The following is a 12,413-nucleotide window of genomic DNA, read 5'->3' as shown; positions in this document are numbered from 1 at the left end:
CAGACACACAGGACTTAAAATCCTGCGGTAGGTGACTACCGTGCCGGTTCAAGTCCGGCCCTCGGCACCAATTTAACTTTGAACGAACTATGTTAAATTGGTCATCAGTTTTCACATTATAAAACATATATGAGAGTGATTTGCATATTGCAGATCACTTTTTTTATATAATAAAAACGTAATGACTATCAATATCAGTTTCTTGCTTGTATCGTATATACTGCATTACCATTTAAAAAACTTTGCTAAAACCGTTGACGTTTTATGAAATACATGTTATATTTATATACGTCGGTTGAACACGACGCATTACATGCCGGTGTGGCGGAATTGGCAGACGCGCACGACTCAAAATCGTGTTCCTTCTGGAGTGCCGGTTCGACCCCGGCCACCGGTATACAAAGGCTTCTACAATATGTAGAAGCCTTTTTTGTTGTATGAAAATATCCTCCAAGGCTTGTGAAAACATGATACCTGCTGATTGTATAAATCCGCTTTTTTCAAAGATACTAACAAGAAGTTCTTTGAAAGAGGTGTTTTTTATGGAAGGGACTTGGGCTTGTCTTATCCCATTTATTCTGGTCATTCCCATTTCAATCATTACAAAGCAAGTGCAGTCCGGTCTGTTTGTCGGTTTGCTGGTCGGAAGCTATCTTTTGCATCCCAGCTTGCTTGGCGGGATTGAACATATGGTTCAATATGTAATCAGCAACATTGTCGTCACCAATAATATTAGAATCATTGTGTTTCTATATTCATTTGCCGGCCTTGTAGGGATTATAAAGCTGACCGGCGGGATAAAAGGATTCGTCCATTTGATCAGTAAAAAAGTTAAAACCAAAAAAGGTGCGATGCTGCTTGCATGGCTGTCGACATTTGGCACGTTCAGTGAACCGGACTTTCGCATCGTCACAATTGCACCGATCATGAAAGCATTAAGCAAGCGTCTGGACCTGTCGAAACAGAAAATTGCGTATGCCATTGAGTTTACGGCAAACCCTGTCATTGCCTTGATTCCGATAGCAACGGCATTTGTCGGCTACATGGTTTCCATTATCGGACAGGCCCTTAAAACGTCAGGAATAGATCAGCCGGCTTACACGGTGTATGTGAAAAGTATTCCCTTCAATTTTTTCTCCATTGTGATTATAGTAGTCGGAATTTATTACTGCTTTTTTAAGAAACAAAAAGCGGACGAAAGCTTAGAAAAAACAGAAAAGAGCGGACAAACTTCTGCTCGCAAACATAACAAAAATACGGAACCGATTCCGCGGAACAGGGGTGTGTTGCTTTCAAAAGGCTCAGGTTCATTCAACATGGAAACAGGGACGATCTCAGATATTCACGGTGAACATACGGGAATGTTCAAAAGTGATGAGCATGCTGACCAGCAGGAGGAGCTGGATTCGGCGCACCGTGCTTATATTAAGGAAACACCGATTCGGCCGTGGAATTTAATCATTCCGATCGGGCTGTTTTTGCTATTAACACTCTTTCTCAGTTGGTGGGACGGCCATTCAAAAGCACAAGGATTTTTGAATGCTTTTATCAAAAGCGATATGCTTGGCGTCATGTTAACCGCATTATTGGCAGCGGTTATTGCAGCAGTTGCTCTTTTTATGTTTCAGCGTTTTCATGCAGGCGAGCTTGTTACCCATTTTATTAAGGGCGGAAACGAATTGGTCAACGTTATTATTATGTTATCGCTGATTTGGGCCGTAACAGCAGTATCTGAAGATCTGGGATTCTCGGAATATGTTACTTCTCATTTAACGTCATGGATCCCTCATATGTTTATTGCGCCGTCTCTTTTTATACTGGGGGCTGTTATATCCTATTTTATCGGGTCATCTTGGGGGGCTTGGGGGCTTTTAATGCCGCTCGGCGTAACGCTGGCGGTTCAGTCACATACCAGTTTATTATTAGCGATCGGGGCCGTGTTTGCGAGCGGAACATTTGGAGCGTTTGCTTCTCCTCTCAGTGATAATACGGTGACAACCTGTACGGTGTTGGGGATCGATGTTGTGAAGTATGCCCGTTCGAAGCTTGTTCCGGCGCTTATCGCCGCGGGGATCTCCGTTGTGTTATACGGTGCGTTTTCATTTTTCAGATAACAAATACTTTTTAAAGGCGGTATCCGAAATGGGGATAACGCCTTTTTATGAGCTGTTATACTAGAGGAAAAAAGAGGTGATGACATTGAAGCAGATTATTGCAATGGGCGGCGGGGGCTTTTCCATGGAGCCGGATTATCTTGTGCTGGATCAGTATATTTTAGAGCAGTCGGCGCGGTCAAAGCCGAAAATTTGTTTTTTGCCGACGGCAAGCGGAGATTCGGAGAATTATATCGGCAGGTTTTATCAGGCCTTTCAAAAGCTGCGGTGTGAGCCGGATCACTTGTCGCTGTTTAAACCGCCGGGTTCTGATCTCAGATCCTTTCTCATGAAGAAAGATATTATATATGTCGGCGGCGGAAATACGCGCAATATGCTTGTCTTATGGAAAGAGTGGGGGCTTGACCTTATTCTTCGTGAGGCTTGGGAAAACGGCATCATGTTGGCGGGTCTCAGCGCCGGGGCGATTTGCTGGTATGAAGAAGGATTGACGGATTCGGCTGGAGATTTGAGAGAGTTAAGAGCTTTAGGATTTTTGCCGGGAAGCTTTTGTCCGCACTATGACGGAGAAGCGGAGCGCCGGCCGGTGTATCACCGTCTGATTTCAGAAAAGAAACTCAGGGAGGGCTATGCCGCTGATGACGGCGCTGCGCTTCATTATAAAGACGGTCAGCTGTTCCGGGCTGTCTCTTCCCGGGAAACCGCAAAGGGTTATCGGGTTTTTAATACCGAAAAAGGCGTTCGGGAAACAGAGCTTATGACTGTTCCGTTATCTGAATTTTGATAATATGCTTTTTTTTGTACACAACTTATGTTACGATGAGAGCGAAATCAATAGTTACTGGGGGTGCCCGTCTGAGCGGGCTGAGAGAGAAGCGGCGGCTTCTTAACCCTTTGGACCTGATCTGGTTCGTACCAGCGTGGGGAAGTAAAGGTTTTATTATTGTTGATGAAAACAATAATAGTTTCTTTCTGACTGCAAAACCGGGTTCTTCTTTGAATCCGGTTTTTTTGTGCTGGTACTGAGCTTGGTTCTGTTATTCAAATGATAAAGGAGAGATTTGTATGCAAAATCAATCAGTACAGCAAGCGAACATTTCCATTATGTCGAGTTTTTCCGGCAGTAAAAAGGTTTATGCAGAAGGTTCTTCGCCCGATATACGAGTGCCGATGCGGGAAATCAGCCTGAGTGCGACTACGGGGGCATTCGGGGAAGAGGAGAATGCGCCGGTCCGTGTTTATGATACGAGCGGGCCGTATACAGACCCGGATGTACAGATTGATATTCATGAAGGGCTGGGGGCGCTCCGCACAAAGTGGATTACCGGGCGCGGAGATGTAGAAGAATATAACGGCCGGACCGTGAGACCTGAAGACAACGGTTATAAAAAAGAGGGCCGTGCCGCTGAATACCCCGGCCTACAGCGGAAACCGCTTCGGGCCAAGCCGGGGAAAAATGTAACACAATTGCATTATGCGAGAAAAGGCATCATTACGCCGGAAATGGAGTTTATCGCAATACGTGAGCACGTGTCTCCCGAATTTGTCAGGGAAGAGGTGGCGAGCGGCCGGGCGATTATTCCTTCTAACGTCAACCACCCGGAAAGCGAGCCGATGATTATCGGCCGGAATTTTCATGTGAAAATTAATGCCAATATCGGCAACTCGGCTGTTACATCTTCTATCGAAGAAGAAGTCGAAAAAATGACGTGGGCGATTCGCTGGGGCGCCGATACGATGATGGACTTATCCACGGGAAAAGACATTCATACGACGCGTGAATGGATTATCCGCAACTGTCCCGTGCCTGTGGGGACGGTGCCGATTTATCAGGCGCTTGAAAAAGTAAATGGCATTGCCGAGGATTTAACGTGGGACATTTATCGTGACACATTGATTGAGCAGGCGGAGCAGGGCGTGGATTATTTCACCATCCATGCCGGCGTACTGCTTCGTTACGTCCCGTTAACGGCTAAACGCACGACGGGAATCGTATCCCGCGGGGGGGCGATTATGGCGCAATGGTGCCTGGCTCATCATCAGGAAAGCTTTCTGTACACGCATTTTGAAGAAATTTGTGAAATCATGAAGACCTATGATATCGCTTTTTCTCTTGGTGACGGGCTTCGCCCCGGTTCGATTGCGGATGCCAATGATGAAGCGCAGTTTGCGGAATTGGAGACTCTCGGAGAATTGACGGAGATTGCGTGGAAGCACGATGTGCAAGTGATGATCGAAGGACCGGGTCATGTGCCGATGCATAAAATTAAGGAAAACATGGACAAGCAGCTGGAAATTTGTAAAGAGGCGCCTTTTTACACGCTCGGGCCATTAACGACGGATATCGCTCCGGGTTATGACCACATTACTTCAGCAATCGGCGCGGCGATGATCGGCTGGTACGGGACGGCGATGCTTTGCTATGTCACGCCGAAGGAGCATTTGGGGCTGCCGAATCGTGATGATGTAAGAGAAGGTGTCATCACGTACAAAATCGCGGCACATGCCGCAGACCTTGCTAAAGGGCATCCGGGTGCACAGATCCGTGACGATGCTCTGTCTAAGGCGCGGTTTGAATTCCGGTGGCGTGATCAATTTCATTTGTCGCTTGATCCTGAAAGAGCAATGGAATATCATGATGAAACGCTGCCGGCTGAAGGCGCAAAAACGGCTCACTTCTGTTCGATGTGCGGTCCGAAGTTCTGCAGTATGAGAATTTCTCAGGATATTCGTGATTATGCGAAGGAAAACGGACTTACTGAAGACGAGGCCGTCAACGAAGGACTGAAAGAAAAAGCAAAAGAGTTTGCAGAGAAGGGAAGCCGCTTATATCAATAAAAGAAAAGATGAGGATGGAGTTTGCCCATCTTCATCTTTTTTAGAAAAACGGTGAACGGCGAAGCGGCGGAATGCTCTGTTCAAAGCGGAATATATTTTCCGGATCGTATTTCGTTTTGACTTGACGGAGGCGGTGAACATTTTCTCCGTAATACGTTTGCAGCCAGTTTCTGATTTCTCTATCAGGCCAATTCACGTAATCTCCCATCGTTTCTCTTGATAGGGACGTTCTCAGTCCTTCGATCCAGCGGACATTTTGTCTTTCTTCTTCAGCAGATGTCCAAGTTGTTATATATTCTTGGGCAATGATTGCGTTGCGATAGTAGAATGCCGTTTGGTCCGGAGCGATCCGTCCGGCCGCCCCGCCGAGAGATTGCTGCCACACACTGGCGTTTTCGTTCGGAGCGTGCTCTAAATAGCGCTTTAAAGTGGAAATCGCGCGTGTTGATAATGGTTTTTCAATAAAGGATCCTGACCGCTTCATCTTTTGTGGCTGATTGCCTCCCGGGCTGTTAAAAAAGGTTGCCGCTTTAATAAATGGCACTGTCTTGACCATGCCGCTTGCCGGTTTTCCCGCTTTCATTAACGGAGCCAGCAGTTCTTTCAGCTCATCCTTTGTTCCGGTAAATTGACCGAGCGCTTCTATGCGGTTGACTTCCTTAGGCCAAAACTGAATTGATGAGGTAAGCCGGTTGTCTGTAAATGGAGCCCAGCGCTGCCATGTGTTAAATACTTCCTCAAAATCATCCCAGCCCCAAGTGACAGAAAAAACAGACACGCACGAGATCGGCACGGCTTTAAACATCATGGATGTGACAATGCCGAAGTTGCCTCCCCCTCCTCCCTGAGACGCCCAAAATAGATCAGAGTGCTTTGAACGGTTGACTGTGATCAATTCAGCACCCGCTTTTTCGTCCGCTATGATCATTTCGAGCTGGAGGAGACGATCGCAAGTAAGTCCGGCTGTCCTTGTTAAATATCCGATTCCTCCCCCGAGCGTCAGCCCCGTGATTCCCACATTCGCAATGGTTCCCGCAGGAAGGGTCAAGCCGTACCGCCAGAGTGTCCGGTAGACTTCCCCCAATTCGGCTCCCGCTTCAATCGAGACCAGCCGCTTATCCTCATTTACTCTTATTTTCTTCATTTCACTGAGATCAATGACTAGTCCGTCATTTAACAGGGAAAAGTTTTCGTAGCTGTGTCTTCCGCCTCTGATACGGAAAGGCACATTGTTCTCACGCGCCCATCTCACCGCATTGAGGGCGTCATGTTTGTTTTGACAAAACACAATGATGTCTGGATATCTTTGCAGGCTTAAATTGATATTGGTTCTTGCAGCATTATAGTCCGGGTCATCTTTTTTGACGATGCGACCGGTCAATGTTGTCTTTTCCACATTCTCACTCACTTTCACTTGTAATCTGCTATGTTTTCTAGCATATGCGGAAAAATGAGAGAGTGTATGAGGAAAACCCCCGGAAGGAAACGATATTTTAAATTATAGTTGACAGGTAGGGATTGTATGAATTAACATAATCATTACATATTTCCAAACGATGGCTGATCGGATCACCGAAGGCTCTTATCTTTTAAACAGATAAGGGCCTTTTTTGCGTGAAAGTCATGAATGAAATGAAAAGCGGAGGGATGAAAAGTGGCGTTAAAAAAGGTATCACATGTGCGCAAAAAGAGCAAAAAACGAAAAAAGTACAGAAAACACACATTGAATTTCGAACTGCTTGTAGAGAAAAACAAACGGGAGATTATGAGAAATGAGGAACAGATGGAGCAGATTTATATAAAGATAGATGAAAAGCATGCGGGGGTTCGATAAAGATGAAGGAGAGAAAATGGAGGATAAAAACAACGGTACTCGCGCTGTCGGTATCCATCATGTTATCAGGGTGCGCGTTCGGGAGTGCCGGAGAAGAACCGTCATCTGCGGCGGATAAAAAGGAAGAAACACGTATTGCCCATGTCAAGACAAAGGAATTTAAAGCTTCTCATCCGGCGGCGATTCCCGCTAAATCGAAAGCCAGAACTGACACTTTTGTTGCTGGGATTTCCGCGCCGGGCGGCGTGTTTCTGCCGTACTTTTACGAAAACGGCTGGGACGGAAATGCGACAGATCCTATTTTTGAACCGTTAGTCAAACTGGATAAAACGGGGAAGCCTGCCCCGGCTCTTGCGGAAAGCTGGAAAATTTCCAAAGATCAGCTTACATACACGTTCCGTTTAAGAAAAAATCTCGTTTTCAGCGACGGTTCACCGCTGACCGCAAAGGATGCCGCATTCACTTTAACACTGCTGCATGATCCTGCATACGCGGGCTATGAAGATATCACCACGGCCTATATTAAAGGCGGTAAGGCTTACAAAGAAGGAAAGGCAAAGACGATAGAGGGCATTCGCGTCCTTGATGACAGAACCATTCAAATCACGACTGAGAAAGTCAGTGCGAAGTCGCTGCTTCTTTTAGGCGGGCAGGTGCTGTCAGAATCCTACTACGGAAAGAATTATCAATTCGGCAAACTGGACTATTTAAAAGAGCTTTATGCCAAACCGCTCGGAGCGGGACCTTATCAGTTTACAGAATATCTTCCGGGACAGGAAATACGCTATCAGGCTAATGAACACTATTATGCAGGAAAACCGAAAACCGAAAAGCTGATTTATAAAATTATCGATCCGTCAACTTCCCTTCAGCTGTTTGAAACGGGTGACCTTGATTACGCTTCTTTTTCACCTGATGATGATACGGTTCAGCATTTAAAAAGTCTCGGTTTTGCCAATATAAGCGTATCTGTCGTGAATGATTACGGGCTTGTGTACGTCAATCACAAGCGTCCGCCTTTTCAAGATAAGAAAGTGTCCCAGGCGCTTATTTACGGACTTGACCGTCAAAAAATCGTCGATGTCCGCTTTAAACGCTACGGAGAAGTCGCGAATGTGCCGGTGTCTCCGGTTTCGTGGGCTTATGATGATAAAGATGTCAATCGGTACGCGTTTAACCCTGAAAAAGCCAAAAAGCTTCTCGATGAAGCAGGCTGGAAAACGGGCAAAGACGGTGTACGTGAAAAAAACGGCAAAAAGCTTGAAATCAGCTATTACACGTCTAAAGCGGATGATGATTTCATCCCGATCGCGAAAGAAAATTACGCGGACATCGGAATCTCATTAAAACCGGAAGTGATGGATTTTAATACAGAAGTAGCGAAAATAAATGACAAACAATATGACCTTGCCGCCGTTTCCACCTCGCAGATTCTTGATCCGAATGACACGGTGGAAAAGCTGGCTTCCGGCCATCCCAATAATGTAACGGGGTATTCCAATCCGAAAGCGGACCGGCTGATAGAGAAAGGAGCCGGCACGCTTGATATCAGCAAAAGAAAAGAGATTTATCACCAGCTGTACCGGGAGCTCGGGGAAAACCCGCCTTACATTCTGATTCATTACCGTCAGAGCGCAAGGGCGGTCAGCGGAAAAATAAAAGGGCTTGTGCCTGACAATTATTCTGGAATCAGTTCAAGTCTCTCAAATGTCTCAATTCAATAGAACGGTTGGGCAAAATACCCGGTGCATCCCGGGGATTTTGCCCTTTCAGCGGAAAGGAGAGGCTTTTTATGAAACGGTATGCCGCAGAACGATTCATTCAAATGCTTGTGATCTTATTTGGTACGTCCTTTATTATTTTTTTCTTATTCGCCATGCTGCCGGGCGACTATATTGATTCCAATGTAAACCTGACTCCTGAAAGAGCGCAGGAGTTAAAAGCGCTTTACGGGCTGGATCAGCCGATTTGGCAGCGCTATGTGACATGGCTCGGAAATGTGCTCAGCGGAGATTTTGGGTTTTCTTTGAAATATCAGGAGAACGTCCTGTCACTGCTTCGGAAATATGTCTGGAATTCGTTTTTTGTCGCATTTTTGGCGTTGCTTGTCACATGGTCAGCCGCGATGATAACGGGTGTCATATCCGCTGTCAGGAAATACTCATGGTTTGACGGGATCGTGACGTTTCTTGTTTTTGCTTCCATGGCGTTCCCGTCTTTTTTTATCAGCCTTCTGTTTATTAAGTGGTTTGGGGTGGATTTGAAAATATTGCCCGTCGGCGGGATGATTGATACCGGAAGCACGAGTACAGGTTTTTCGTACGTGCTTGAAGCCGCCAGACATATGATTCTTCCGGTCGTGATTTTATCTATGCTCGGTATCGGCTCGCTGACAAGGTATTTCCGCTCCGGCATGCTGGACGTGATCAGACAGGATTATATCAGAACGGCGAGAGCGAAGGGATTGAAAGAGCGCACCGTCATCTGGAAACATGCGTTGAAAAACGCGCTCATTCCGGCCATCACCCTGCTTGCTTTTGAACTGCCGGGACTGTTTTCCGGAGCCATCATTATTGAACAGATTTTCGGGTGGCCGGGTGTCGGACGTATTCAGCTGGAATCTGTGCATTATCGTGATTATCCGGTTTTGATGGCGTTTACCTTGTTTTTGTCTTGTTTAACGATTGTGGGGAACTTCTTGGCGGATATCGCTTATGCCGCGGTTGATCCGCGGGTCAGGCTGAAATAGGGGGTGTTCGGAATGAAAAAACAAAAAGGGGCGCCGCCTTCTCTTTGGAAGCAGACGTACCGCCGCCTGCTGCAGCATAAGCTGACGGTCATCAGTCTTCTTTTCTTATGTTTTATGTTTTTATTGTGCTTTATCGGGCCGTCTTTTTCTCCGTACATAACAGATCGGACGGATATTTCAAATGCCAATCAGCAGCCGGGAATCCATCATTGGCTGGGAACTGACCAGTACGGGAGAGATGTGCTGACGAGGCTGATGCTGGCGGGGCAGATTTCTCTGACCGTGGGGCTTGCTTCAATGGTGCTGTCGCTTGTCATCGGTTCTTTACTCGGGGCTGCGGCCGGATTTTATCGGGGAGCCGCTGATATGATCATTATGCGCATTGCTGATATGCTCATGTCCATCCCGGGACTGCCGCTGCTTTTGATTTTGGCTGCGGTGATGTCGGAGTGGAAAGTGCCTTCTGAATACAGAATGTACCTGATTATGATGATGTTAAGCCTGATCGGATGGCCCGGTCTGGCGCGGCTTGTACGCGGACAGATTTTGTCGCTGAAGGAGCAGCCGTTTATGATGGCCGCGGAAGTTTTGGGGCTTAGTGATAAACGGAAAATCCTCTATCATTTGCTTCCCAATACATTGCCGTTATTACTGGTAGCGGCGACTTTGCATGTGGCGGGAGCGATGCTGAGTGAATCGGCGCTGAGTTTTCTCGGGCTTGGCGTTGCTCCGCCGACACCTTCTTGGGGAAACATGATGGAAGCTGCGAATCATTTTATGGATTTTACACTCCGTCCGTGGCTGTGGATTCCGCCGGGAACGGCCATTTTTCTGACCGTTGTGGCGATTCATCTGCTTGGAGACGGTTTAAGAGACGCTTTTGATCCTAAGGTAAAACGGCAGGTGAAAATGAAATGAAAAAACCGCTTTTAGAAGTGAGGCATTTGGAAACGGCTTTTTATACAGAGGAGGGGGCGGTAAAGGCCGTGGACGATGTCAGCTTTACGATACATGAGGAGGAAACGGTTTGTATTGTAGGGGAGTCCGGCTGCGGGAAAAGCATGGCGTCATTGTCCATTATGCAGCTTATTCCCGAGACGGGGAGAATCGAACGGGGAGCGGTGCATTTTTCCGGACGGAACCTGTTGGAATTGAAACCAAAAGACATGCAGAAAATCCGCGGCAGCGAAATCGGGATGATATTTCAGGAACCGATGACATCTTTGAATCCGGTGTTTACAATCGGTGAGCAGCTGGCCGAACCGATTCGCGAACATTTATTGCTGAGTAAGAAAGAAGCATGGCGGAGGGCCGTTGAACTGATCACGTTAGTGGAGATCCCGCATGCCGAGAAGGTTATGCACCAATATCCTCATGAACTGAGCGGCGGCATGCTGCAGCGCATCATGACGGCTGTCGCGCTAAGCTGCGAACCGAAACTGATCATTGCCGACGAGCCGACGACAGCGCTTGACGTAACCATTCAGGCGCAGATATTGGATTTATTGCGGGATATGAAAAAGCAATTTCGCATGTCTATTTTATTCATTACTCATGACCTTGGCGTGGTTGCTGAAATGGCTGATTATGTGATTGTCATGTATGCGGGAAAAATTGTGGAGGAAGGACCGGTTGCAAAGCTGTTTTCTGATCCGAAGCATCCGTATACGAAAGGGCTGCTCGCGGCCAAGCCGGTTATCGGTCAAAGAAGGGAGACGCTGTACACCATTCCGGGGCAGGTCCCCGAGCTTGCGGACCTGTCGGGATCGTCTTGTTATTTTGCGGAGCGATGTGAACACAGCATGGAAATATGCCGGAAATCGAGCCCGCATTTTACTGAATTCGGGAAGGGGCATCAGGCGGCGTGCTGGCTTTACAGAGAGGAGAAAGCAGATGAGTGATGTATTGCTGGAGGTCAGGGGGCTGAAAAAATATTACGAGGAGCATGGGGGGATGAGAAAGACCCGCAAAAATCCCGTAAAAGCAGTTGACGGTGTCAGTTTTACGATAGAAAAGGGAGAAGTGTTCGGCTTAGCGGGAGAATCGGGCAGCGGAAAGTCATCAATCGGCAAGACCATTTTGAGGCTTCATGAAAAAACAGCGGGAGAGGTGTTTTTTCAGGGGCGTGATGTGTTTCGGATGAGCCGGCGCGAGCTCAAAACTTTCAGATCAGAAGCGCAGCTCATCTTTCAAGATCCGTTCAGTTCTTTAAATCCCCGGCGCCGGATCGGAGAAGCCATCGGTGAAGCGATGATCGAGCATCAATTGGTGGTGAAGCGGAACGCGCGTGATAAAGCGGCGGAAGTTCTTGAAGCCTGCGGACTTTCCGCAAACTTTATCGACCGTTATCCGCATGAATTTTCCGGAGGGCAGCGGCAGCGGATCGTGATTGCAAGAGCAATGGCGCTCAAGCCGCAATTTATCATTATGGATGAACCCGTGGCGGCGTTAGATGTCTCCATCCAGGCGCAGATGATCAATTTGTTCAGCAGCCTTCAAAAACAGCACGGGCTGTCATATTTGTTCATTTCTCATGATTTAAGCGTGGTGGAGCACTTATGTACGAAGGTCGCCATTATGTATTTAGGGACGATTGTGGAATACGCGTCAAAGGAGGAGCTCTTTTCACGGCCGCTTCATCCTTATACGAAAGCGCTGTTATCAGCCGTGCCTGTTCCTGATCCCGGAGTGAAAAGGGAGCGGATAATTTTAAAGGGTGATATACCGAGCCCCTCTGATCCGCCTTCAGGCTGTAAATTCCGAACGAGATGCCCGGCAGCCAAGAAGATATGTGCTGAGAAAAGTCCGGCGCTGTCAGAAAAAGGGCTTCATCATTTTGCGGCATGCCACTTCGTATAATTGAGAAAAAAACGGTTTT

10 protein-coding genes, 1 tRNA gene and 1 riboswitch are annotated in these 12,413 nt (G+C 47.2%); of the genes, 10 read left to right on the top strand and 1 reads right to left on the bottom strand.

Annotation, left to right across the window (positions count from 1 at the left end):
* The first annotated feature begins 315 nt into the window (after positions 1-315).
* From BGM27_RS19715 to thiC, 4 genes are all read left to right on the top strand, one after another.
* A tRNA-Leu gene (locus BGM27_RS19715) sits at positions 316-397 on the top strand.
* Between the two features lie 145 nt (positions 398-542).
* Positions 543-2,114, top strand: a complete 1,572-nt coding sequence (locus BGM27_RS19710; RefSeq protein ID WP_007408407.1) for a Na+/H+ antiporter NhaC family protein — start codon at positions 543-545, stop codon at positions 2,112-2,114.
* Positions 2,115-2,199: 85 nt separating this feature from the next.
* Positions 2,200-2,898, top strand: coding sequence for a Type 1 glutamine amidotransferase-like domain-containing protein (locus BGM27_RS19705; protein WP_039062855.1), 699 nt, complete (start codon positions 2,200-2,202; stop codon positions 2,896-2,898).
* 49 nt (positions 2,899-2,947) lie between these two features.
* Positions 2,948-3,058, top strand: a riboswitch (TPP riboswitch).
* A 121-nt stretch (positions 3,059-3,179) separates the two neighbouring features.
* Positions 3,180-4,952, top strand: coding sequence for a phosphomethylpyrimidine synthase ThiC (thiC, locus tag BGM27_RS19700; protein ID WP_020953945.1), 1,773 nt, complete (start codon positions 3,180-3,182; stop codon positions 4,950-4,952).
* Between the two features lie 40 nt (positions 4,953-4,992).
* Here the strand turns inward: thiC and BGM27_RS19695 are convergent, their stop codons facing one another.
* Positions 4,993-6,348, bottom strand: coding sequence for an FAD-binding oxidoreductase (locus BGM27_RS19695; protein WP_020953946.1), 1,356 nt, complete (start codon positions 6,346-6,348; stop codon positions 4,993-4,995).
* 258 nt (positions 6,349-6,606) lie between these two features.
* Here BGM27_RS19695 and BGM27_RS19690 point away from each other — a divergent pair, with 258 nt between their 5' ends.
* The 6 genes from BGM27_RS19690 to BGM27_RS19665 all read left to right on the top strand — a co-directional run bounded on the left by BGM27_RS19690 (position 6,607) and on the right by BGM27_RS19665 (position 12,394).
* On the top strand, positions 6,607-6,786 hold the full coding sequence (locus tag BGM27_RS19690; protein ID WP_003155431.1) for an FbpB family small basic protein: 180 nt from the start codon (positions 6,607-6,609) through the stop codon (positions 6,784-6,786).
* A 2-nt stretch (positions 6,787-6,788) separates the two neighbouring features.
* Complete coding sequence (locus BGM27_RS19685) at positions 6,789-8,510, top strand: ABC transporter substrate-binding protein (RefSeq protein WP_007408411.1); 1,722 nt, start codon at positions 6,789-6,791, stop codon at positions 8,508-8,510.
* A 68-nt stretch (positions 8,511-8,578) separates the two neighbouring features.
* On the top strand, positions 8,579-9,535 hold the full coding sequence (locus tag BGM27_RS19680) for an ABC transporter permease (protein ID WP_007408412.1): 957 nt from the start codon (positions 8,579-8,581) through the stop codon (positions 9,533-9,535).
* Between the two features lie 12 nt (positions 9,536-9,547).
* Positions 9,548-10,453, top strand: coding sequence for an oligopeptide ABC transporter permease (opp4C, locus tag BGM27_RS19675; RefSeq protein ID WP_033574444.1), 906 nt, complete (start codon positions 9,548-9,550; stop codon positions 10,451-10,453).
* Positions 10,450-11,436, top strand: a complete 987-nt coding sequence (locus BGM27_RS19670; RefSeq protein WP_020953949.1) for an ABC transporter ATP-binding protein — start codon at positions 10,450-10,452, stop codon at positions 11,434-11,436. The genes opp4C and BGM27_RS19670 overlap by 4 nt, the downstream gene beginning before the upstream one ends.
* A complete protein-coding gene (locus BGM27_RS19665; RefSeq protein WP_007408415.1) occupies positions 11,429-12,394 on the top strand; it encodes an ABC transporter ATP-binding protein in 966 nt (321 codons plus the stop codon). The genes BGM27_RS19670 and BGM27_RS19665 overlap by 8 nt, the downstream gene beginning before the upstream one ends.
* The last annotated feature ends 19 nt before the right edge of the window (positions 12,395-12,413 follow it).

It is taken from the genome of Bacillus sp. FJAT-27001, from assembly GCF_019039175.1.
Lineage (GTDB): Bacteria > Bacillota > Bacilli > Bacillales > Bacillaceae > Bacillus > Bacillus velezensis.
Note: the sequence above shows the minus strand (reverse complement) of the source record. Positions and strands in the feature narration are given on the sequence as shown.